This window comes from Streptomyces sp. NBC_00483, assembly GCF_036013745.1.
Taxonomy (GTDB): Bacteria; Actinomycetota; Actinomycetes; order Streptomycetales; family Streptomycetaceae; genus Streptomyces.
This window is the reverse complement of the sequence record NZ_CP107880.1, coordinates 5070059-5090586: the sequence shown is the minus strand read 5'-3', so window position 1 is coordinate 5090586 and position 20528 is coordinate 5070059. Positions and strand designations below refer to the sequence as shown.

The window sequence follows — 20528 nt, the reverse complement described above, 5'->3', positions numbered from 1 at the left end:
GTCTGCTGCTGTGCGTGCCGTCTGCTGTCGTGCGGGCCGATGGGGAGTCAGCCCGCGCTCTGCTCCTCGGCGAGGATCCGGTCGAGAGCCTCGTCGAGGTCGGACTCGAAGTCCGCGCCGGTCTCCTCCTGGCCCAGCGGGACGAGCCTGTCCGTCCGGTCGAGGAACGCCACGAGCGGTGCGACCCCGGCCCGGAACAGGGCCTGGTCCGCCCCGACCTGGAGCCTGATGTGCACCTCTCCCGGCATCTCGCCGACAGCGCCACCCACCCGCTCCACCGGTGTGACCTGTACATCCCCTTCGCCACTGGCCCCGTTGACCCCGTCGACGAGGAGCTCCCGGCCGAACGCCCAGGTCACGGGCGCGTCTCCGGGGAGATGGAAGGTCAGCCGCACGGCGTACGGATCGGTGGACTCGTACCGGAGCTCCACCGGAATGCGGAACGAGAGCTCCTCGGAGACGAGGAAGCTCATCATGACCTCTGCTTGGACTGCTTGTACGGACTCGCGCATCGCCTACCCCGTCAACTTGCCGTCGATTGGCCAGGAATCATCTCCCTGACACTGCTGGCATCTTGCTCAACGTACACACAGGATCACAAGGAGTGAGTTTTCAAATGCTGATAGAGAAGGCGAGTGTTCCTACCAGCCTGCCGATCTCGTGCTGCAACTGGCGGGCTGTGGGCAGCAGTTTCTCCGCCTGGTGGGAAGGGAGAGAAATGGCCAAAGTTGCCGCGGTCGACCCGATCGTCAGCGGGAACGCGGCACAGGCCGTGCCCAGCGCATACTCCTGACGCTCGACGACCGGTTCCATGCGACCCACCCGGCTCAGCTTCCGTAGCAGCGCGCGGTCGTCACGGACCGAATACGGAGTGATGGACTGCGCGGGGTAGCGCTCGAGGTGGTCCTTGCGGGCCTCCTCGTCGAGCTGAGAGAGCAGACACTGGCCGATGGCGTGGGCATGGCCGGTCTCCCGGAAGTCGGCCCACTCCTCGACGGCCGGATTGGCCGGGGTGTCGGCGACGGCGACGAGCTCGATCTCGCCGTCCCGGTAGACCGCGAAATAGACCGGGACGCCGATGGTGTCGCGCCAGTGCCGCAGCGCATCGGTGATCATGCTGCGACGATTCTGCTGCGCTCCGCTGCTGCTCAAACGCTCGGCGGCGTCACCGAAAACAAAGACGCCGTTCTCCCGGCGGAGATATCCCTCGTGGGTCAGCGTGCGCAGCAGGTGGTACGCGGTGGGAAGGGCGAGGCCGGCTTCCCGCGCGAGTTGCTTGGCCGGCGCCCCGTCGTCATGGGAGGCGACCGCCTCGAGCAGTCGCATGGCCCGCTGTACGGAGCCGATGAGTGTCTGCGGGGCAGCGGCGGGTGCGGTATCGACCGTGGCCAAGGTTCACTCCCGATGCGCGTGGGGAACCCCCGCGTGTTCGAGGCTCGCAGGGGGCTAAAGCCATCGAATTCCGGACTCTAACCCTTGGCCACCGATTGGCGCCTGCCGCGCAAGGAAACTTCCCCCGGTCGTGCGAAAGGTCGCGCGACGCAACGACCGGGATCCGCACACAAGTGCGTGCCCGGCTTCACCAGTCGCGGCTCCGCGACGACGAACCGACCATGAACTTCCGCACTACGTAGATGAGTCCACCCACCAGAGCGGCGAACACGAGCACCTTGAACAGCAGGCCGATCACAAAACCGACGACGCTCGCGATCAGACCGCCGAACACGACGATGGCGATGACCGGCACCGCGACCCACTTCACCCACCACGGCATGTCCGCGAATATTTCTCGCACTGCCATCGCTCTCCTCCGTTGTCTCTTGGATGCTTCTGCTTCGAGGCTTCTGCTTCGATGCTTCTGCTTCAGTGTTCTACTTCGGTGTTCTGCTTCGATGCTGGCACGTCGAAGGCCCGTGCGGGCCCTTCCGATCCCTTGTCCTCCCCTGACCCGCCCCCTAGGGAACCCCGAGGTCGGGGCCGTCCGCGGGGCCTACCCGTCAGCTCTCCGGAGGCGAGAAGACGACGAGGACGCGCAGGTCCTCGCTGATGTGGTGGAACTTGTGCGCGACACCGGCCGGCACGTACACGACGCTGCCCCGGCCGACCTGAGTGGTCTCCATGCCGACCGTGATCGAAGCGCGGCCGCTGACCACGAGATAGACCTCGTCCTGCTGGTGCGGCTGCTGCCGGTCCTGTGTACCCGCGTCGAGCGCGTACAGCCCGACCGACATATTGCGCTCACGCAGGAACTGCAGATAGGCCCCGTCGTTGGCGGCTCTCTCCGCCTCGAGCTCATCCAACCGGAACGCCTTCATCAGCCTCGCCCACCCCTGTCACCGATCATGTCTGCAACGATCAGACACATGAAGAATTTCCTCGTCAAGACGATCGCCAACGCGGGCGCCCTGGCCGTCGCCGTCTGGGTGCTCGACAAGATCACCCTCACCGGCGACAGCACCGGCAAGAAGATCGGCACGCTGATCCTCGTCGCCCTCATCTTCGGCCTGGTCAACGTGATCGTGAAGCCGATCGTAAAGCTCCTGACCTTCCCGCTGTTCGTCCTCACGCTCGGCCTGATCACGCTGATCGTGAACGCCGTGATGCTGCTGCTGACCTCGTGGCTGGCCGATCAAGTGGACCTCAGCTTCCACGTCGACGGCCTCTGGACCGCGATCCTCGGTGGCCTGATCGTGTCGATCGTCTCCTGGGCGCTGAACGTCGTGCTGCCCGAGGGCAAGGACTGAGAGCGGCCGAGGATGACCTACCGCGTCTGTTTCGTCTGCACCGGCAACATCTGCCGCTCGCCCATGGCCGAGCACGTCTTCCGCGCCCGCGTTGAGGAGGCGGGGCTCGACGGCCTCGTCGAGGTCGACAGCGCGGGCACGGACGGCTGGCACGAGGGCGACGGCGCCGACCCGCGCACCGTCCTTGTCCTCACCGAGAACGGCTACGCCTCCGAGCACACGGCCCGCCGCTTCCACCGCGACTGGTTCGACCGCCTCGACCTGGTCGTCGCCCTCGACCACGGCCATCTGCGCACCCTGCGCCGCCTGGCGTCGACGCCCGAGGACGCCGAGAAGGTGCGCCTGCTGCGTTCCTACGACGCCGAAGCCGATCCCTCGGACCTGGACGTCCCCGATCCGTACTACGGCGATCTGGGCGGCTTCGAGGAGTGCCTGAAGCTCGTCGAGGCGGCCTCCGACGGCCTTCTCGTATCCGTGCGCGAAGCAGCGGGAGGACAGGTCGCATGACGGAGCCCTCGGCACCGGAACCGGGAACGGAGCCTTCGGCACAGGAGCCCGGAGACGGCACGCGGGCGGTCCGGGCGGGTCTGCCCGAGCCGGTCAAGAACGAACCGACCCTGCCGGGGCCGGTGTTCGCCGCACACTTCCATCTGCCCGGCGATGTGTCGGGGCCCTATGCGTACGGCCGCGACGAGAACCCGACGTGGACGCATCTCGAGCGCGCCATCAGCGAGTTGGAGGCTCCGGGGCGCTCCGGCGTGGAGACGCTGGCCTTCGCCTCCGGCATGGCCGCGATCTCCGCGGTCCTCTTCTCGCAACTGCGCGCCGGCGACGCGGTGGTTCTGCCGGCCGACGGCTACCAGGTCTTCCCGCTCGTCCGCGAGCAGCTCACGGCGTACGGGATCGAGGTGCGTACCGCGCCGACCGGCGGTGACGCGCAGCTCGACGTGCTCGACGGGGCACGCCTGCTGTGGCTGGAGACGCCGTCCAACCCGGGCCTCGACGTCTGCGACATCCGGCGCCTCGCCGACGCCGCCCACGCGCGCGGGGCGCTCGTCGCCGTGGACAACACGCTCGCGACGCCGCTCGGGCAGCGCCCGCTGGAGCTCGGCGCGGACTTCGCGGTGGCCAGCGGCACCAAGCAGCCCACGGGCCACGGCGACCTCCTGCTCGGCTACGTCGCGTGCGCCGACGCCGAGTTGATCGCCTCGGTGAAGCGCTGGCGCAAGATCGTCGGAGCGATTCCGGGGCCGATGGAGGCCTGGCTCGCGCATCGGTCCCTCGCCACGCTCGAGCTGCGCGCCGAGCGGCAGAGCGCCAACGCGCTGGCCGTGGCACAGGCGCTGCTGGAACGCGAGGACGTCGCCGCGGTGCGTCATCCCGGTCTGCCCGGTGATCCGTCCCATGACGTCGCCGCCGGGCAGATGCGGCGGTTCGGCTGCGTGGTCGCCTTCGAGCTGCCCTCGCGCGCCCGGGCCGAGCGGTTCCTGGAAGCCCTGACCCTGGTGGACGACGCGACGAGCTTCGGCGGCGTACGGTCCACCGCCGAGCGGCGCGGGCGCTGGGGCGGGGATGCCGTCACCGAAGGCTTCATCCGCTTCTCCGCGGGCGCCGAGAACACCGAGGACCTGGTGGCGGACGTGCTGCGGGCGCTGGACGGGGCCCGAGACCCGTCAGAAGGGCCCTAGTACCGCGCGCGCTACGTACAACGGACGGTCCGAGCCTCCCCCCTCGTGGCTCGGACCGTCCCGGTTCTTACGCGCGAAGAACCGCGCGAACAAGGCTAGTTGACTCTGTGTCAGTGTCCAATCACGGTAGCGACAGAGACCTATCGACTTATTTATAGTTGGGCGCGGCTCTGGGGTTGGGAAGGGGAGGTGTGCCGCGATGGATCTCGCGTTGCTGCGCACCTTTGTGACGGTGCATCGCGCCGGTTCGTTCACCCGCGCCGCCGCGCTGCTCGGCCTGTCCCAGCCGGCGGTCACCTCCCAGATCCGCACGTTGGAGCGGCAGCTGGGGCGCCCGCTCTTCCTGCGCCAGGCGCGCGGTGTGACGGCCACGACGATCGCCGACGAGCTGGCCCACAAGGCGGCTCCGCATCTCGACGCCCTCGTGGAGATCGCCGAGGCAGGGCTCGGCGAGGAGTCCGCCGTGCGCACCCTGCACCTGGCGGGGCCTCCGGAGTTCACCGCGGAGCGCGCCCTACCTGCGCTGACGGCCCTGACCCGGGACGACGGGCAGAGCATCGCGTTACGGACGAGCTTCGGCACGGCCGAGGAAACCCTGGAGGGGCTCGCCGCGGGGCATCACGATCTGGCCATCGCGACGGCCCGTCCGCGCGGCGCCCTGCACACGGCGACTCCGCTCTGCGACGAGGAGCATGTGCTGGCCGCCGCCCCGCGCCTGGCCGCCCGGATCGGCCGCGGCATGCTGCACCGCGACGCGGCGCCGTCCCTGGAGAAGTTCCCGGTGGTCGAGGTGCACGAGTCGTTGCCCCTGGTCAGCCGCTACTGGGCCGCAGTCTTCGACTCCCGGCCCGCTGTCTCCGCCACGGTCGTCGTGCCCGATCTGCGCGCGGTGCTCGCCTGTGTGATCGCGGGAGCCGGCCTCGCCGTCCTGCCGCGCTATCTCTGCGAGGAGAACCTGGAGCGCGGGGAAATCGTCGCCCTGCTCGACCCGCCCGTGCCGCCGCTGCGTACGTATTTCCTGGTGGTGCGCACCGGCACACTCGCCATGCCGCACATCGCGCGGGCGCACGAGTGGCTACTACGCGCTGCCGTCGACTGGTCGTGATCGGGGCACCGAGCGATACGGGATGTTTCACGTGGAACCAGCCGGGCCACATTTCTCCCATGACCGTCCGACCCGTGGTCAAGCGCACCGCACGCGCCGTCCTGCTGGATGGCGACAACCTGATTCTGATCAAGCGAACCAAGCCCGGCGTCGATCCGTACTGGGTGACTCCCGGTGGTGGGGTCGAGCCGGAGGACACGACCGTCGTGGACGCCCTCCATCGCGAGGTGCACGAGGAACTCGGCGCCAAGATCGTCGACGTGGTGCCCTGCTTCGTGGACACCGTCGAGCACATCGGCGAGGACGGCGGCGCGACCGGCGTGAAGGTCCAGCACTTCTTCGTCTGCCGACTGGAATCGATGGACACCGACGAGCGGCACGGGCCCGAGGTCGAGGACCCGTGCGGCAGCTACGAGATCGTGCGGGTGCCGTTCACCCGCGTCGGCATCGCCTCGGTCCATCTGGTGCCGCTCTCGCTGCGTCACTACCTGGACGGCAACATCGAGGGCGTACGGGCGATGCACGCGCCCGATCTGGGCTGACGCCCCGCTGTACGAGGTGTGGGACGGCGCCGCACCTCGCTACGAGGCGTGGGGGCGGCGCCGCGCATCGAGGGCTCAGTCCGCCGCAGCGACCAGGTCCTCGACCGAGTCGTGCCGGATGCGGCTGCCGGGGATACCGATGCGCCGCAGGGTGTCGATGCTGCTGCGGATCATGCCGGGCGGCCCGGAGAGATACGCGTCGTACTCGTTCCAGGGGCCGTACTCCCGTACCGCGTCCGGCAGCTGGAGGTGGGCCTGCTGGTCGACGATGGGACGCACCGAGAGCCACGGGTGGCTCTGCGAGAGGCGCAGCATCGTGTCGATGTCGTACAGATCGTGGTTGGTGCGGGCGCCGTAGAACACCTCGACCGAGCGCTGGTGCCCATGCTCGGCCACGTCCTCGACGAGCGCCTTGATGGGCGCGATGCCGGTGCCGCCGCCCAGGCAGAGCAGCCCGCTGTCGGTGGTGTGGTCGACGGTCATGGAGCCGGCGGGCGGGCCGAGGCGCAGCACGTCGCCGGGGCGGGCCCGGTGCACCAGGGCGTTGGAGACCCAGCCCGCCGGAACCGCCTTCACGTGGAACGAGAGCAGCCCGTCGGAGCGGGGCGCGGACGCGAACGAGTAGTGCCGCCAGATCCGCGGCCACCAGGGCGTCTCCAGCGTCGTGTACTGCCCCGCCAGGAACGGGTAGGGCTGATCGGGCCGCACGGTCACCACGGCGACGTCGGGGGTGCGCAGGTCGTGCGAGACGACCTCGGCCATCCACCAGGCCGGCGCCTTCAGCTCGTCCTCGGCTGCCGCGTCGATCATGACCTGGGAGATCGTCGTGTACGTGCGGACCCAGGCGGCCTCGGTCTCCGCGTTCCACGTGGTCGTGGCGTACTGGGTGAGCGCGGCGATCAGGCACTCGCCGACGGCCGGGTAGTGGTCGGCCTGCGTGCCGTACTTGCGGTGCCCGCGGCCCAGGTTCTTCAGGTACGCCACGAGGACGTCCTTGTTGTCGATGTGCTCGGCGGCGGTCAGCAGCGCCTTGAGGATCCGGTCGCGCTGGGTGTCCATCGCCGCGGGGAAGAGCGGGCGCAGTTCGGGGTGGCACACGAAGAGCAGCGCGTAGAAGTACGAGGTGACCCTGTCCGCGACGGGGCCGATCTCCTCCATCGTCCGGCGGATGAGAATCGCGTCGGGGGAGGCATGCGTGGGAGCGGTGCGCGCGGAGGCGGCCATGGGGCCGGGCGTCTCGGCGGCCCGCGGCGGGGCGGGCTGCTGCGTCTGCTGAGCGGCCGGCGCCTGACGAGGCTCCGGTATTCGGTGCTCCTCCGGCGTCGCCTCCTGGCCGGAACCGGTGGTGGGCGGCTGCGGGGCCGGGGCCGTGCGCGGCGTGAACCAGCCGCCCCCACCGTCCGAACCGTCAGAACCGGAACCGGCCGACGGCGTAGTGGTCGGAGCGTCCATGCTGTGCCTCGCCTCGAACATATTTCGGTCGGTCAACGTACTCCCGAGCTGTTCCACGCCCGGAAACTGTGGGCTTTCCCCCGCGCCTCGACAACAATGCAGTCCACATTGAACACTGCATTCCGGACGGCTACTGACAAGTAAGGCAAGAGTGTGACATTGTCCGCAGTCCCCTCATCGCAGCATGCCACCCGGTGTCATTGCCCAGAACGCAAAGCGGAAAGTGCAGGTCTTCGATCTCTCCGTCCCGTTAGGCTGCGTGGGCCTGCGCGCACCACGGGCTTCCCCTCGGCCTTCTTCGGCCACCCGGCGCGATCCGGATCCGACGATACCGGCCGCCGCGAAGTCGACAACCCCCTACCGGCATAACTGCGGATTAAGCGAACCTCGGTCGCCTCGTAAATTCCTCAATTACCGGTCTCGGCGCGCCAATTCGTGCGTCCGGCGCCGTCGAGCGCGGGCGAGAGCCGAGCCCCGCGCCATGTTTCACGTGAAACTCCCGGCGGGACCGAAAGCCTCGGGGCACTCTCCACAAAGCGGTGGACGCCACGGGGCGAAGTCCGACAGCCTGACCTGCGTGTCGACACCTTCCCTCTCCGACCTGCCCATCCGTCGTCTCACCCCGCGCGATGTCCTCGCGTGCGCCGACCTGTCCGAGAACCGGGGCTGGCCCCGTGAGGAACACAAGTGGCGGCTGCTGCTCTCCGCCGGTACCGGCTACGGCATCGATGACCCCGACGGCGGTCTCGTCAGCGCCTGCGTAGTGACCGAGTACGGCCCCCGGGAGCGGCCCGAACTCGGCGCGATCGGCATGGTCCTGGTCGCCGAGCAACACGCACGGCAGGGCATCGGCAGACGTCTGATGCGCCACATCGTCGAGCGGGCGGGCACGACACCGCTCACCCTCCATGCGACGCCGTACGGGCGGCCGCTCTACGAGGAGTTGGGCTTCAAGGTCACGGGGCGGGCCGAGATGGTGCGCGGCCGCTTCGCCGCGGGCGGGCCCCTGCCCGATGTCACCACGCGCGCGGCCACGGCGAACGACCTCCCGGCGATCCTCCGCCTGGACGCGGAGGTCTTCGGCCCGGACCGTACGCATGTGATCACGCGACTTCCGGCTTTCGCGGACCAGTTGCGGGCGGCGGTGGACGGTGGGGCCGGCGGGGCGGGTGGCGGGCTCATCGGCTTCGCGGCCGCCTGGCCCAATGAGGACACCCACGTCGTCGGTCCTCTCGTCGCCCGCGACACCGCGACGGCGCAGGCCCTCGTGGCCTCGCTCGCGGCGGGCACGGACCGGCCGCTGCGCACCGACATCGACGTGCGCCATGAGGAGCTGCTGGCGTGGCTCAAGGAGCGCGGACTCGAGGCCGTCGGCCTCAACGCGGTGATGAACTACGGGGCTTCGGGCCTGCCCGGCGACTGGACCCGCCGCTTCGCGCCGCTGACCGTGGCCGCGGGCTGATACACGTCCACCCCAAGTACCGCTGTGCTGCGGCAACTTGGGGCGGCTGTGTGGTGTGGCTCTGCTGCTACGCGAGGGCCTCCACGGCCGCGGTGGCGAAGCCGTGGTCCTGGTCGGGGGCGCCGCCACCGACACCGATGGCGCCGATGAGCCGGCCGTCGCGGTGGACCGGCAGGCCGCCGGCGATGAACAGCAGCGGCCGGTCCAGCGCGGTGGGCAGGGTGTGGAAGGGGCCCTCGGGCTTCACCAGGTCGACGAGGTCGGCGGTGGGGGCGTTCAGTTGGAGCGCGGTGAACGCCTTGCGCGTGCTGGTCTCGCCGGAGATGAGGACGGCGCGGTCGTCGCGGCGGAAGGCCAGGAGGTGCCCGCCCGCGTCGAGGACGGTGACGCTGACGGTGACTCCGGCCGCCTCGGCGGCGAGGCGAGCGGCGGAGACCAGGGCCTCGGCGTCCTGCGTGCTGAGCGGGGTGACAGCGGTGGTGCTCATGAGGTGATGCTCCTTGCGGGGTGGTGCTGAGAGGTGCTGTGGGGCGGGGGCGTCATCGGCCCCGTCGACCGGGGTGGGGGTCAGTGGTGGGCCGGCTCGGTGCGCGGCTGCTCGGCGGCCGCGACGATCAGGCTCGGAGCGGGCGAGCGGCGCTCGAGGGCCGCGGACAGCACGGCCAGAACGAGAGCCCCTGCGGCGAGCACGGCGCCGACCCAGTTCGGGGAGGTGTAGCCGAGGCCCGCGGCGATCACCATGCCGCCGAGCCAGGCGGAGAGCGCGTTGCCGAGGTTGAAGGCGCCGATGTTGACGGCCGAGGCGAGCGTCGGGGCGCCGGAGGCCTGGTCGAGGACGCGCTTCTGCAGCGGCGGCACCGTCGCGAAGCCGAACGCGCCGATCAGCACGATGGAGATCGCGGACAGCACCTGGTTGTGCGCGGTGACCGTGAACAGGGCGAGCACGAGGGCGAGCGCGCCCAGCGACACGTACAGCAGGGGCATCAGGGCGCGGTCGGCGAACTTTCCGCCGACGAGGTTGCCGGCGACCATGCCGAGGCCGAAGAGGACCATGAGCCAGGTGACGGAGCCGTCCGCGAAGCCGGCGACGTGCGTCATCATCGGCGCGATGTAGGTGATGGCCGCGAAGACGCCGCCGAAGCCGAGCACGGTCATCGCCATGGCGAGGACGACCTGCACGTTCTTGAACGCGGCCAGCTCGTGACGCAGCCGCACGCCTTCCGGCTTGGGCAGGTCGGGCACGAGCTTGGCGATTCCGGCGAGGCCGATGACGCCGAGCGCGGCGACGACCGTGAACGTCACGCGCCAGCCGACCGTCTGGCCGATGAAAGTGCCGAGCGGGACACCGACGACGTTGGCGACGGTCAGGCCCGTGAACATCATGGCGATCGCTCCGGCCTTCTTCTCCGGTGCCACGAGCTCGGCCGCGACGACCGAGCCGATACCGAAGAACGCGCCGTGGGCGAGCGAGGCGACCACGCGGCCGATCAGCATGACGGCGAAGACGGGCGCGACGGCGGACAGCAGGTTGCCGACGATGAAGAAGCCGAGCAGCAGCATCAGCATCCGCTTGCGCGGGATGCGCGTGCCCAGGGCGGTCATCAGCGGGGCGCCGAACATCACACCGAGCGCGTAGCCGGTCACCAGAAAGCCGGCCGTGGGGATGGAGACGCCGAAGTCACCCGCGACCTCTGGGAGCAATCCCATGATCACGAATTCCGTGGTTCCGATACCGAACGCCCCGATCGCGAGGGCGAGAAGCGCGAGAGGCATGGAGGGACCCCTTCCAGACTGTTGCGGGTGCGCTTTACGAGACCTCACAATAATTGCAGACGCTGGTTAATTGCAAACGCGGGCAACCCCGAACATCGACTACCCTGGGCTGAGCCGCTCCGGGACGGAGGAACCAAGAGCCATGACCGCTACAGACCCCGCACTGACCGCCCTCTCGCAGGGCTGGTGCGCGCTTTCGCTGCTGCACGGGAAGATCGAGTCCCACATCGAGCGCGCACTACAGGCCCACCACGGGCTGAGCGTGCGCGAGTATTCGCTGCTTGACGTCCTCAGCCGTCAGCACGACGGGGAGGGCGGCCACCTCCAGATGAAGCAGGTGGCCGACGCCGTCGTCCTGAGCCAGAGCGCGACCACGCGCCTGGTCACGCGGCTCGAGGAGCGCGGCCTGCTCTCCCGCTACCTGTGCCCGACCGACCGTCGGGGCATCTACACGAACGTCTCCGAGGCCGGGTTCACCCTCCTCGAAGAGGCCCGCCCCACGAACTCCGCGGCGCTGCGGGAAGCCCTCGACACCGCGGCCGAGAACCCGGACCTCGCACCCCTGGTCAAGGCGGTCGAGGGGCTGCACGCCGTCGCCTGACCGGGCCGAGCACAGTCGGCGGGAGGCTCCGCATAGGCTGCGGCCCATGGGAGATCTTGAGATCAGGCCGGCCGCGGCCGAGGACATTCCGGAGATCGTCGCCATGCTGGCGGACGACCCGTTGGGCGCCCAGCGGGAGTCACCGGAGGACCTCACGCCGTATCTCGCCGCGCACGCACGCCTGACGGCGGACGCGAATCAGCACCTCGTCGTCGCCGTGCGCGGGGGCCGCGTCGTCGGCACGCTGCAACTCAGCATCATCCCCGGGCTCTCCCGGAAGGGCTCCACCCGCTCGATCATCGAGGCCGTCCGCATCCACGCGGACGAGCGTGGAAGCGGCCTCGGCACGCAGCTCATCGAGTGGGCCATCGACGAGTCCCGGCGCGAGCACTGCCAGTTGGTGCAGCTGACCTCCGACGCCACGCGCACCGATGCCCACCGCTTCTACGAGCGGCTCGGCTTCGTGGGCTCGCATCTGGGCTTCAAGCTGCAACTATGATCGGGGCCGGGGAGTCGATCGGTCGGCTGTTTCACGTGAAACAGCCGACCGACGGAGCCGCGCATCACCGCGGAATGCCCCGCCACCCCTCCGGATCCACCCCGCCAGGAACGGGCCCGTCCGCCGGGTACGGCTCCCGCGTGAAGACGAAGGAACCGAGGTCGAGGTGGCTCACCGCCCCATCGTCCCGCCGGACGGCCCGGAGCAGCTCCCCCGCGTAGTAGCCGTCGAGCCCGGTCCAGGTGCCATCCCCGTTCGACCGGAACCGGGAGCGTCGCCCGCCCTCGGCCGCCGGCCCCATCTCCACTCCACCGTCGGCCGCCAGGCGCAGCACCACGGCCTGTGTCCCCCAGTACCAGGGCCCCACCAGCTCCAGTTCGGAAGCCTTCACTTCGGGGAGCGGTCGCCACGGCTCGGGCAGCCTTGGTTCGGCCTCGGCGACGATCCCCAACAGCTCGGCGGCCAGCGTCGCCACGGGCACCCCCGTCGTGCAGTTGGCGAGAGCGACCGCCACGAGTCCCTCTTCTTCGCACAGCCACAGCCCCGCCACGAACCCCGGCAGCGAGCCGGTGTGTCCGGCCAAGGTGAGGCCGCCGCCCCGCACCACCTGCATGCCGAGCCCGTACGAGGCCTCCCAGTTGCCGGGCAGCGTCGGCGCCGCGGGGGTCCGCAGCTCCCGGACGGAGTCCGCACTCAGCACCCGCTCGTCTCCGACTGTGAGGAAGGACGCGAAGACGGCCAAGTCCCGGGTGGTGGACCACAGTTGACCGGCAGGGGCCATCAGGCCCAGATCCTCGCTCGGCTCCGGAAGCAGCACATCTGCGTACGGGTGCACGGCCCAGCCCCCGGCGTGCGGGTGCTGCGGTTGGACGCTGGTGCGGGTCAGCCCCAGCGGTTCGAGGATCTCGTCGCGCAGGGCCTCCTCCCAGGACACCCCGCGCACCGCCTCGACCAGGGCGCCCAGGAGCGTATAGCCGGGGTTGGAGTAGTGGTGGCGACGGCCGACGGGGTGCCGGAAGGGCTGCTCGCCGAGGACGTCCGCGAGGGTCGGGCGTCGGCTCCCCGGGCTCCGCTCCCACCATTCCCCCGGAGTCTCCGCAGCCAGCCCGCCGGTGTGGGCGAGCAGTTCGGCGATGGTGACCGTGCCGGCACCGGTGTCGGGCAGATGCTTCTCGAGCGGGTCCGCCAGGTCGAGAAGCCCTTCGTCGCGCAGCCGCAGCACCAGCACGGCCGTGAACGTCTTGGTGATCGACCCGATCCGGTACTGCACGTGCTCGTCCGGCCCGTGCCCGTCCACCGAGGTACGCGACCCGGTCCACACCAGCTCGCCGTCCCGCGCGACCGCGGCCACGAGTGAGGGCGCCCGCCCTTCGCTCTGGGCTACAGCGATGCGGTGCAGGAGGGCGCGACGCGTGGTGGGCAACAACTCTTCCGGGGATGTCGTCATGCGCCCAGTCCATCCCGACCGACGACCTACGTCGAGCGGATTTCACCGGAGGCTGATCTTCTCCAGAGCAGCCGGGGTGCTCGCCCCACCCGTCTTCCGATCAGGTCTGCGCCATGTCCACGAAGCGCGAGTAGTGGCCCTGGAAGGCGACGGTGATCGTGGCCGTCGGACCATTACGGTGCTTGCCGACGATGATGTCCGCCTCGCCCGCGCGTGGAGACTCCTTCTCGTACGCGTCCTCACGGTGCAGAAGGATGACCATGTCGGCGTCCTGCTCGATGGAGCCGGACTCACGCAGGTCGGAGACCATCGGCTTCTTGTCCGTGCGCTGCTCGGGGCCACGGTTCAGCTGGGAGAGCGCGATCACCGGCAGCTCCAGCTCCTTGGCCAGCAGCTTCAGGTTTCGGGACATGTCCGAGACCTCCTGCTGACGGCTCTCGGAGCGCTTCGAGCCACCGGCCTGCATCAGCTGCAGATAGTCGATGATCACGAGCTTGATGTCGTTGCGCTGCTTGAGCCGGCGGCACTTCGCGCGGATCTCCATCATCGACAGGTTCGGGGAGTCGTCGATGTACAGCGGCGCGGCCGAGACCTCGGGCATCCGGCGCGCGAGCCGCGTCCAGTCCTCGTCCGTCATCGTGCCGGAGCGCATGTGGTGCAGGGCCACGCGCGCCTCGGCCGACAGCAGGCGCATCGCGATCTCGTTGCGCCCCATTTCGAGGGAGAAGATGACGCTGGGCAGGTTGTTCTTGATCGACGCGGCGCGCGCGAAGTCCAGTGCCAGCGTGGACTTACCCATGGCGGGGCGGGCCGCGATGACGATCATCTGGCCCGGGTGCAGACCGTTGGTGAGCGAGTCGAAGTCGGTGAAGCCTGTCGGCACACCGGTCATCTCACCGCTGCGCGAACCGATCGCCTCGATCTCGTCGAGCGCGCCCTCCATGATGTCGCCGAGCGGGAGGTAGTCCTCGCTGGTGCGCTGCTCGGTGACCGCGTAGACCTCGGCCTGCGCTCTGTTGACGATCTCGTCGACGTCGTCGTCGCCCGCGTATCCCATCTGCGTGATCCGCGTGCCCGCCTCGACGAGACGACGCAGTACGGCGCGCTCGTGGACGATCTCCGCGTAGTACTCGGCGTTCGCCGCCGTCGGGACCGTCTGCACGAGGGTGTGCAGATACGATGCGCCACCCACCTTGTTGATCTCGCCGCGCTTGGTCAGCTCCGCGGCGATGGTGATCGGGTCGGCGGGCTCGCCCTTGGCATAGACGTCGAGGACTGCCTGGAAGATCGTTTCGTGGGCCGGCTTGTAGAAGTCGGCCCCCTTGATGACCTCCACGACGTCGGCGATCGCGTCCTTCGACAGGAGCATGCCGCCGAGCACGGACTGCTCGGCGTCCAGGTCCTGCGGCGGGACGCGCTCGAAGGTGGCAGGGCCCTCGTCCCAACCACCGCCCTCGCTGCCCCGCTCGTGCTGGTCACCCTGGCCTCGGCCACCGCCCCGGAACGGCCGGGAAGCGGGGAGGCGATCGCTGGGACCGTCGTCGGCCCAGGGGTCGTCCAATGGCTCGGAGATACTCACCGGGCCGCCTCCTCCCGTCCGCCGAGCGGACCTCGCCGTACCCCTCATTCCTACGGCACGACACTGACAAATAAGAGGCCCAACTCCGCTTCTGACGCGTCGGTTTTGTGAGGTTTCCGAGGTCGCGGGACACGGTGGGCGCCGCACCACGGTAGGCCTGTCTGCACCGTCAGCCAATCTGGTTATCCACAGGCGGTGTGGATGACGGGCCCCTCGCTGTGGAGAACCAGGGAAAACCTGTGCACGACACGGTGGACAGTCCTGTGAACAAGCCCTCAGGCTATTCCATACATAGGCTTTGACCTGCGGTTTTCCCGTCCACCGGCTGTGCAGAAGAAAAACTTTCCCAGTCGGCCCAAGATCTCCGTCGGCCCCGCCGCGCGACACGCGGAAGACCTCCACAAGTAAGGGTCATTATCGCGTTGCATCTCTTACCTGTGGAAGATTAGATTGGTGCCCATGACACAGGCTCCCGCGACACCCAAGGCCGCCCGACGCCGGCACGACCGAGAGATCGTCGCCCTCGCCGTTCCCGCCTTTGGCGCACTCGTCGCCGAGCCTCTTTTCCTCATGGCCGACAGCGCCATCGTCGGCCATCTCGGCACCTCACAGCTCGCCGGACTTGCCGTCGCCTCGGCCCTGCTGCAGACCGCGGTCAGCATCTTCGTCTTCCTCGCCTACGCGACCACCGCGGCGGTTGCCCGCCGCGTCGGCTCCGGCGATCTGAAGTCCGCCATCCAGCAGGGCATGGACGGCATCTGGCTCGCCCTGTTCCTCGGAGCCGTGGTGGTCGCGGTCGCCCTGCCCACGGCCCCGGCGCTGGTCGAGCTCTTCGGCGCTTCCGACACGGCGACGCCCTACGCGATCACCTACCTGCGCATTTCCTCGCTCGGCATTCCCCCGATGCTCATCGTCCTCGCCGCCACCGGTGTGCTGCGCGGGCTGCAGAACACCAAGACCCCTCTCTATGTGGCGATCGCCGGCTTCGTCGCCAATGCCGGGCTGAACGTCGCGCTCGTCTACGGTGCCGGACTGGGCATCGCGGGTTCGGCCTGGGGCACCGTCATCGCCCAGGTCGGCATGGCCGCCGTCTATCTCGTCGTCGTGATCCGCGGCGCCCGCCGCCATGGAGCTTCGCTGCGTCCAGATGCCGCCGGCATCAAGGCCTGCGCCCAGGCAGGCGCGCCGCTCCTGGTCCGTACGATCTCGCTCCGGGCGATCCTGATGATCGCGACGGCCGTCGCGGCCCGGCTCGGTGACGCCGATGTGGCCGCGCACCAGATCATCCTGTCGCTGTGGAGTCTGACGGCCTTCGCTCTCGACGCCATCGCCATCGCCGGCCAGGCGATCATCGGCCGCTACCTCGGAGCGGACGACGCTCCGGGCGCACGGGCCGTCTGCCGCCGGATGGTGGAGTGGGGGATCGCCGCGGGAGTCGTCCTTGGCGTACTGATCGTCGCCGCCAGACCTCTGTTCGTCCCGCTGTTCACGAGCGATCAGCTCGTGCAGGACGTCGCGCTGCCCGCCCTCATCGTCGTGGCCCTTTCCCAGCCCATTTGCGGGATCGTCTATGTCCTGGACGGTGTCCTCATGGGCGCGGGCGACGGTCCGTATCTGGCCTGGGCCATGCTGGTCACCTTCGCCATCTTCACGCCAGTGGCGCTACTGGTCCCCGTCCTCGGCGGTGGTCTCACCGCGGTATGGGGCGCGATGGCGCTGATGATGACGGTGCGCATGATCACGCTCTGGATCCGCTACCGCTCAGGACGCTGGGCCGTGACGGGCGCGACGCGCTGACTCGAAGCGGGCTGTTTCACGTGAAACCGTGAACAGCGAAACGGCGTTCAGCGAAGCCGGTCGTACACCAAAGCAGTCCGTCAGACCGTTCCACGGTTTCACGTGAAACGCAGCCGGCAAGCAGCAGACAGCAAGCATGTGGGGCCGCACCCCGAAGGGTGCGGCCCCACATGTGCTTCAGCGCTGCTCAGGGCAGTGCTCAGGCAGAGACGACCTCGATGTTGACCTTGGCGGCAACCTCGGGGTGCAGACGCACGGAGGCCTCGTGGCCACCGAGCGACTTGATCGGCGAGCCCAGCTCGACACGGCGCTTGTCGACCTTCGGGCCACCGGCAGCCTCGATCGCCGAGGCGACGTCGGCCGGGGTGACGGAACCGAAGAGACGACCGGCGTCGCCGGAGCGGACGGCCAGACGGACCGAGGTGCCCTCGAGCTTGGCCTTGATCTCGTTGGCCTGCTCGATGGTGGCGATCTCGTGGATCTTGCGGGCGCGGCGGATCTGCGCCACGTCCTGCTCGCCACCCTTGGTCCAGCGGATAGCGAACTTCCGCGGGATCAGGTAGTTACGGGCGTACCCGTCCTTGACGTCGACGACCTCGCCGGCGGTGCCGAGGCCAGAGACCTCGTGGGTCAGGATGATCTTCATGTTTCGGTCACCCTTTCCTTATCGCGCGGTGGACGTGTAGGGCAGCAGCGCCATCTCACGGCTGTTCTTCACGGCCGTGGCGACGTCACGCTGGTGCTGCGTGCAGTTGCCGGTCACTCGGCGGGCACGGATCTTGCCGCGGTCGGAAATGAACTTCCGCAGCATGTTCGTGTCCTTGTAGTCCACGTACGTGACCTTGTCCTTGCAGAAAGCGCAGACCTTCTTCTTAGGCTTGCGCACAGGCGGCTTCGCCATGGTGTTTCTCCTGTGTGATCAAGAAGTGTGGGGTGCGAACCCAGCCCTGAAAGGGAGTGATCCCTAGAAGGGGGGCTCGTCCGAGTAGCCGCCGCCGGAGCCGCCGGAGCTTCCGCCCCAGCCGCCACCGCCGCCGCCCTGCTGGCCGCCGCCGGCCGGCGCACCGGTCGCCCAGGGGTCGTTGGCCGGGGCTCCGCCCTGGCCACCTCCCTGACCGCCCTGCTGGCCGCCGGGGCCGCCGCCCCAGCCGCCACCGCCGCCGCCCTGCTGGCCGCCGCCGAATCCGCCGCCGCCACCCTGGCCACCACGACCGGGGGTCTTGGTGACCTTGGCGGTGGCGTAGCGCAGCGAGGGGCCGATCTCGTCGACCTCGAGCTCCACGACCGTCCGCTTCTCGCCCTGCTGGGTCTCGTACGAACGCTGCCGCAGACGTCCCTGAGCGACGACGCGCATGCCGCGCGTCAGCGACTCGGCAACGTTCTCCGCGGCCTGACGCCAGATCGACGCGCGGAGGAACAGCGCATCGCCGTCCTTCCACTCATTGGTCTGGCGGTCGAACGTCCGGGGCGTCGACGCGATCGTGAAGTTCGCGACGGCCGCGCCGGACGGTGTGAAGCGCAGCTCGGGGTCGTCGGTCAGGTTTCCGACGACGGTGATAACGGTCTCGCCTGCCATGGGGGAACCTCTCGGCGGGTTTGCTGCTGGCTGCTTGCTGCTACTCGAATCCCGAGTACCGCTGAACTAGGAAGTTCAGTGGGTCTCGGGACGGAGGACCTTGGTCCGGAGGACCGACTCGTTCAGGTTCATCTGGCGGTCGAGCTCCTTGACGACCGCAGGCTCGGCCTGCAGGTCGATGACCGAGTAGATGCCCTCGGGCTTCTTCTTGATCTCGTACGAGAGACGACGACGGCCCCAGGTGTCGACCTTCTCCACCTTGCCGTTGCCCTCACGGACAACAGACATGAAGTTCTCGATCAGGGGGGCGACAGCGCGCTCCTCCAGATCGGGGTCGAGGATGACCATCACCTCGTAGTGACGCATGTAGAACCCACCTCCTTTGGACTCAGCGGCCACGGTCGTTCCGTGGCAGGAGGGTTGTTATGCGTGTGCAACGGTATCGGCCACCACTGACAATCGGGCCCCGCCGAGCGGATCCGCGCTGGTCAGTGGAGTCAGCCCCTGGTCGGGGGCGTGAACAGACACCGGTGCAGACCGTACAGACTACCCGCACCTCTGCTTCCGGTTGAAATCCGGCAGCCCATGCCCGCAATCTGTACACATCGGGTGTGTACGGCGCTACGATGCGCCGCTTCCGCAGGAGGTGCCCCATGGCACAAGTAATGCGTCCCAACAGCACCGCTTCCTCCTCCCTTTTCGCCACGGACGGCAAGCCCCACCCGCTGCCGGACACCCTGCTCGGGGTGACCGTGGTGCTCGGAGCGATCGCGATCATCTCCTCGCTCTGGCCCGGTCTCCATCTCCTCAGCTCCTGGGCAGGGCTCGTCGGCATCCTGGCCGGGGCCTACGGCCAGTTCGTCTCCGAGACGACCCGTGAACGATTCGGCCTGATCCTGGGCCTGGGGGCGTCGGCCATCGGCTTCTTCATCGGCATGGCCCATGGCGGCCTCTTCGGCGGGGTCATCGGCTGAGGCGGCCCTCCTCGGAAGCCGCCGCGGGGCGGCCTCCACCACCGACCTCCCATACGGCCGGTCGGGGCGCTCACAGGGCGCAGTAGGCTTCGGCGCGAGAGCCGGAGCCCCTGTACCCATGGGGACACACCAGCCCGAGGAGCGCCCCGAATGAGCCTGACCCTGAGGACCATCAGCCGAGAGCAGCATCTGGCATACATCCAGAGCCTGCCCTCGGCGAGCCACATGCAGGTTCCCGCATGGGCAGATGTGAAGGCGGAGTGGCGCTCCGAGCACCTGGGCTGGTTCGACGAGCGCACCGGCGAGATGGTGGGTGCGGGCCTCGTGCTGTACCGACAGCTCCCCAAGATCAAGCGCTATCTCGCGTACCTGCCCGAGGGCCCGGTCATCAACTGGTACGCCCCGAATCTCGAAGAGTGGCTGCGCCCGATGCTCGCGCATCTGAAGCAGCAGGGCGCCTTCTCCGTGAAGATGGGCCCGCCGGTCATCATTCGCCGCTGGGACGCGCCCTCCATCAAGAAGGGCATCCAGGACGCGGATGTGAAGCGCCTGCGCGACATCGAGGCGGACCACATCGAGCCGCGCGCCTTCGAGGTCGCCGACAAGCTCCGCCGCATGGGCTGGCAGCAGGGCGAGGACGGCGGCGCCGGCTTCGGCGACGTACAGCCGCGCTATGTCTTCCAGGTGCCGCTCGCGAACCGCTCCCTGGAAGAAGTGCACAAGCAGTTCAACCAGCTGTGGCGGCGCAACATCAAGAAGGCCGAGAAGGCCGGCGTCGAGGTCGTCCAGGGCGGCTACCAGGACCTCGCCGAGTGGCAGCGGCTGTACGAGATCACGGCCGTGCGCGACCACTTCCGGCCGCGCCCGCTGTCGTACTTCGAGCGCATGTGGACGGCCCTCAACACCGAGGACCCCAACCGGATGCGGCTCTACTTCGCGCGGCACAACGGCGTGAACCTCGCGGCCGCCACGATGCTCGTCGTCGGCGGGCACGTCTGGTACTCCTACGGCGCCTCCGACAACATCGGCCGCGAGGTGCGCCCGTCCAATGCCATGCAGTGGCGGATGCTGCGCGACTCCTACGCGCTCGGCGCCACCGTCTACGACCTGCGCGGCATCTCCGACTCGCTGGACGAGACCGATCACCTCTTCGGCCTGATCCAGTTCAAGGTCGGTACGGGCGGCCAGGCAGCCGAATACCTGGGCGAGTGGGACTTCCCGCTCAACAAGCTGCTGCACAAGGCGCTCGACATCTACATGTCGCGTCGCTGAGCACCCGGCACAATCTG

24 protein-coding genes are annotated in these 20528 nt (G+C 68.9%); 11 read left to right on the top strand and 13 right to left on the bottom strand.

Features of this window, described 5'->3' with window-relative positions; translation table 11 throughout:
- Positions 1–47: 47 nt before the first annotated feature.
- The 4 genes from OHA73_RS22680 to OHA73_RS22665 form a co-directional block, all read right to left on the bottom strand.
- Positions 48–512, bottom strand: coding sequence for an SsgA family sporulation/cell division regulator (locus tag OHA73_RS22680; RefSeq protein WP_266712054.1), 465 nt, complete (start codon positions 510–512; stop codon positions 48–50).
- A 100-nt stretch (positions 513–612) separates the two neighbouring features.
- Positions 613–1392: an IclR family transcriptional regulator gene (locus tag OHA73_RS22675; protein WP_267069861.1), complete on the bottom strand. Its 780-nt coding sequence runs from the start codon at positions 1390–1392 to the stop codon at positions 613–615.
- Between the two features lie 187 nt (positions 1393–1579).
- On the bottom strand, positions 1580–1795 hold the full coding sequence (locus OHA73_RS22670) for a DUF5326 family protein (protein ID WP_266718729.1): 216 nt from the start codon (positions 1793–1795) through the stop codon (positions 1580–1582).
- A 202-nt stretch (positions 1796–1997) separates the two neighbouring features.
- Positions 1998–2315, bottom strand: a complete 318-nt coding sequence (locus OHA73_RS22665; protein ID WP_266712050.1) for a cupin domain-containing protein — start codon at positions 2313–2315, stop codon at positions 1998–2000.
- A 48-nt stretch (positions 2316–2363) separates the two neighbouring features.
- Between OHA73_RS22665 and OHA73_RS22660 the strand changes: the two genes are divergently transcribed.
- From OHA73_RS22660 to OHA73_RS22640, 5 genes are all read left to right on the top strand, one after another.
- On the top strand, positions 2364–2744 hold the full coding sequence (locus OHA73_RS22660) for a phage holin family protein (protein WP_266712048.1): 381 nt from the start codon (positions 2364–2366) through the stop codon (positions 2742–2744).
- 12 nt (positions 2745–2756) lie between these two features.
- Positions 2757–3251, top strand: a complete 495-nt coding sequence (locus OHA73_RS22655; RefSeq protein ID WP_327655955.1) for a low molecular weight protein-tyrosine-phosphatase — start codon at positions 2757–2759, stop codon at positions 3249–3251.
- The gene (locus tag OHA73_RS22650; RefSeq protein ID WP_327655954.1) at positions 3248–4432 is read left to right on the top strand and encodes a cystathionine gamma-lyase; all 1185 of its coding nucleotides are present in this window, start codon (positions 3248–3250) and stop codon (positions 4430–4432) included. Before OHA73_RS22655 ends, OHA73_RS22650 begins: the two co-directional genes overlap by 4 nt.
- A gap of 199 nt (positions 4433–4631) precedes the next feature.
- Positions 4632–5537, top strand: coding sequence for a LysR family transcriptional regulator (locus OHA73_RS22645; protein WP_266712042.1), 906 nt, complete (start codon positions 4632–4634; stop codon positions 5535–5537).
- Positions 5538–5596: 59 nt separating this feature from the next.
- Positions 5597–6079, top strand: coding sequence for an NUDIX domain-containing protein (locus tag OHA73_RS22640; protein ID WP_266712040.1), 483 nt, complete (start codon positions 5597–5599; stop codon positions 6077–6079).
- A gap of 75 nt (positions 6080–6154) precedes the next feature.
- On the opposite strand, the gene OHA73_RS22635 is transcribed toward OHA73_RS22640, so the two are convergent.
- Positions 6155–7531 carry a globin domain-containing protein gene (locus OHA73_RS22635; protein ID WP_327655953.1) on the bottom strand — a complete coding sequence of 459 codons (1377 nt, stop codon included), beginning with the start codon at positions 7529–7531 and terminating at the stop codon, positions 6155–6157.
- A 577-nt stretch (positions 7532–8108) separates the two neighbouring features.
- On the opposite strand from OHA73_RS22635, the gene OHA73_RS22630 reads away from it, so the two are divergent.
- Entirely contained in the window at positions 8109–8993 is an 885-nt protein-coding gene (locus OHA73_RS22630; RefSeq protein WP_327655952.1) for a GNAT family N-acetyltransferase, read from the top strand.
- A gap of 67 nt (positions 8994–9060) precedes the next feature.
- Here OHA73_RS22630 and OHA73_RS22625 read toward each other — a convergent pair whose 3' ends face one another.
- Together OHA73_RS22625 and OHA73_RS22620 are read right to left on the bottom strand one after the other, a co-directional pair.
- Complete coding sequence (locus tag OHA73_RS22625; protein ID WP_327655951.1) at positions 9061–9480, bottom strand: GlcG/HbpS family heme-binding protein; 420 nt, start codon at positions 9478–9480, stop codon at positions 9061–9063.
- A gap of 80 nt (positions 9481–9560) precedes the next feature.
- The gene (locus tag OHA73_RS22620) at positions 9561–10766 is read right to left on the bottom strand and encodes an MFS transporter (protein WP_266712032.1); all 1206 of its coding nucleotides are present in this window, start codon (positions 10764–10766) and stop codon (positions 9561–9563) included.
- 142 nt (positions 10767–10908) lie between these two features.
- Between OHA73_RS22620 and OHA73_RS22615 the strand changes: the two genes are divergently transcribed.
- Positions 10909–11367, top strand: coding sequence for a MarR family winged helix-turn-helix transcriptional regulator (locus OHA73_RS22615; protein WP_267069868.1), 459 nt, complete (start codon positions 10909–10911; stop codon positions 11365–11367).
- 46 nt (positions 11368–11413) lie between these two features.
- Complete coding sequence (locus tag OHA73_RS22610) at positions 11414–11866, top strand: GNAT family N-acetyltransferase (RefSeq protein ID WP_267069869.1); 453 nt, start codon at positions 11414–11416, stop codon at positions 11864–11866.
- A gap of 64 nt (positions 11867–11930) precedes the next feature.
- Here the strand turns inward: OHA73_RS22610 and OHA73_RS22605 are convergent, their stop codons facing one another.
- Together OHA73_RS22605 and dnaB are read right to left on the bottom strand one after the other, a co-directional pair.
- Positions 11931–13313: a serine hydrolase domain-containing protein gene (locus OHA73_RS22605; protein WP_327655950.1), complete on the bottom strand. Its 1383-nt coding sequence runs from the start codon at positions 13311–13313 to the stop codon at positions 11931–11933.
- A 100-nt stretch (positions 13314–13413) separates the two neighbouring features.
- On the bottom strand, positions 13414–14892 hold the full coding sequence (gene dnaB, locus OHA73_RS22600) for a replicative DNA helicase (RefSeq protein WP_266712024.1): 1479 nt from the start codon (positions 14890–14892) through the stop codon (positions 13414–13416).
- Positions 14893–15351: 459 nt separating this feature from the next.
- Between dnaB and OHA73_RS22595 the strand changes: the two genes are divergently transcribed.
- Positions 15352–16689 carry an MATE family efflux transporter gene (locus OHA73_RS22595; protein ID WP_327655949.1) on the top strand — a complete coding sequence of 446 codons (1338 nt, stop codon included), beginning with the start codon at positions 15352–15354 and terminating at the stop codon, positions 16687–16689.
- A gap of 199 nt (positions 16690–16888) precedes the next feature.
- On the opposite strand, the gene rplI is transcribed toward OHA73_RS22595, so the two are convergent.
- From rplI to rpsF, 4 genes are all read right to left on the bottom strand, one after another.
- Complete coding sequence (gene rplI / locus OHA73_RS22590) at positions 16889–17335, bottom strand: 50S ribosomal protein L9 (protein WP_266712020.1); 447 nt, start codon at positions 17333–17335, stop codon at positions 16889–16891.
- Between the two features lie 18 nt (positions 17336–17353).
- The gene (gene rpsR / locus OHA73_RS22585) at positions 17354–17590 is read right to left on the bottom strand and encodes a 30S ribosomal protein S18 (protein ID WP_003949403.1); all 237 of its coding nucleotides are present in this window, start codon (positions 17588–17590) and stop codon (positions 17354–17356) included.
- Positions 17591–17653: 63 nt separating this feature from the next.
- On the bottom strand, positions 17654–18265 hold the full coding sequence (locus OHA73_RS22580) for a single-stranded DNA-binding protein (RefSeq protein ID WP_266712018.1): 612 nt from the start codon (positions 18263–18265) through the stop codon (positions 17654–17656).
- Positions 18266–18340: 75 nt separating this feature from the next.
- Complete coding sequence (gene rpsF / locus OHA73_RS22575) at positions 18341–18631, bottom strand: 30S ribosomal protein S6 (RefSeq protein WP_164559357.1); 291 nt, start codon at positions 18629–18631, stop codon at positions 18341–18343.
- Positions 18632–18918: 287 nt separating this feature from the next.
- Here rpsF and OHA73_RS22570 point away from each other — a divergent pair, with 287 nt between their 5' ends.
- Both OHA73_RS22570 and femX read left to right on the top strand, forming a co-directional pair.
- Positions 18919–19239, top strand: a complete 321-nt coding sequence (locus OHA73_RS22570; RefSeq protein WP_327655948.1) for a hypothetical protein — start codon at positions 18919–18921, stop codon at positions 19237–19239.
- 150 nt (positions 19240–19389) lie between these two features.
- Positions 19390–20511, top strand: a complete 1122-nt coding sequence (gene femX, locus OHA73_RS22565) for a peptidoglycan bridge formation glycyltransferase FemX (protein ID WP_266712011.1) — start codon at positions 19390–19392, stop codon at positions 20509–20511.
- The last annotated feature ends 17 nt before the right edge of the window (positions 20512–20528 follow it).

Bases quoted from the DNA above. Each gene is read 5' to 3' on its own strand.
- OHA73_RS22665 (WP_266712050.1), bottom strand. From the start codon at position 2,315: ATGAAGGCGTTCCGGTTGGATGAGCTCGAGGCGGAGAGAGCCGCCAAC.
- OHA73_RS22620 (WP_266712032.1), bottom strand. From the start codon at position 10,766: ATGCCTCTCGCGCTTCTCGCCCTCGCGATCGGGGCGTTCGGTATCGGA.
- OHA73_RS22660 (WP_266712048.1), top strand. From the start codon at position 2,364: ATGAAGAATTTCCTCGTCAAGACGATCGCCAACGCGGGCGCCCTGGCC.
- OHA73_RS22635 (WP_327655953.1), bottom strand. From the start codon at position 7,531: ATGGACGCTCCGACCACTACGCCGTCGGCCGGTTCCGGTTCTGACGGT.
- OHA73_RS22610 (WP_267069869.1), top strand. From the start codon at position 11,414: ATGGGAGATCTTGAGATCAGGCCGGCCGCGGCCGAGGACATTCCGGAG.
- rpsR (WP_003949403.1), bottom strand. From the start codon at position 17,590: ATGGCGAAGCCGCCTGTGCGCAAGCCTAAGAAGAAGGTCTGCGCTTTC.
- rplI (WP_266712020.1), bottom strand. From the start codon at position 17,335: ATGAAGATCATCCTGACCCACGAGGTCTCTGGCCTCGGCACCGCCGGC.
- rpsF (WP_164559357.1), bottom strand. From the start codon at position 18,631: ATGCGTCACTACGAGGTGATGGTCATCCTCGACCCCGATCTGGAGGAG.
- OHA73_RS22650 (WP_327655954.1), top strand. From the start codon at position 3,248: ATGACGGAGCCCTCGGCACCGGAACCGGGAACGGAGCCTTCGGCACAG.
- OHA73_RS22680 (WP_266712054.1), bottom strand. From the start codon at position 512: ATGCGCGAGTCCGTACAAGCAGTCCAAGCAGAGGTCATGATGAGCTTC.
- OHA73_RS22615 (WP_267069868.1), top strand. From the start codon at position 10,909: ATGACCGCTACAGACCCCGCACTGACCGCCCTCTCGCAGGGCTGGTGC.
- femX (WP_266712011.1), top strand. From the start codon at position 19,390: ATGAGCCTGACCCTGAGGACCATCAGCCGAGAGCAGCATCTGGCATAC.
- OHA73_RS22570 (WP_327655948.1), top strand. From the start codon at position 18,919: ATGGCACAAGTAATGCGTCCCAACAGCACCGCTTCCTCCTCCCTTTTC.
- OHA73_RS22645 (WP_266712042.1), top strand. From the start codon at position 4,632: ATGGATCTCGCGTTGCTGCGCACCTTTGTGACGGTGCATCGCGCCGGT.
- OHA73_RS22625 (WP_327655951.1), bottom strand. From the start codon at position 9,480: ATGAGCACCACCGCTGTCACCCCGCTCAGCACGCAGGACGCCGAGGCC.
- OHA73_RS22595 (WP_327655949.1), top strand. From the start codon at position 15,352: ATGACACAGGCTCCCGCGACACCCAAGGCCGCCCGACGCCGGCACGAC.
- OHA73_RS22655 (WP_327655955.1), top strand. From the start codon at position 2,757: ATGACCTACCGCGTCTGTTTCGTCTGCACCGGCAACATCTGCCGCTCG.
- OHA73_RS22580 (WP_266712018.1), bottom strand. From the start codon at position 18,265: ATGGCAGGCGAGACCGTTATCACCGTCGTCGGAAACCTGACCGACGAC.
- OHA73_RS22640 (WP_266712040.1), top strand. From the start codon at position 5,597: ATGACCGTCCGACCCGTGGTCAAGCGCACCGCACGCGCCGTCCTGCTG.
- OHA73_RS22605 (WP_327655950.1), bottom strand. From the start codon at position 13,313: ATGACGACATCCCCGGAAGAGTTGTTGCCCACCACGCGTCGCGCCCTC.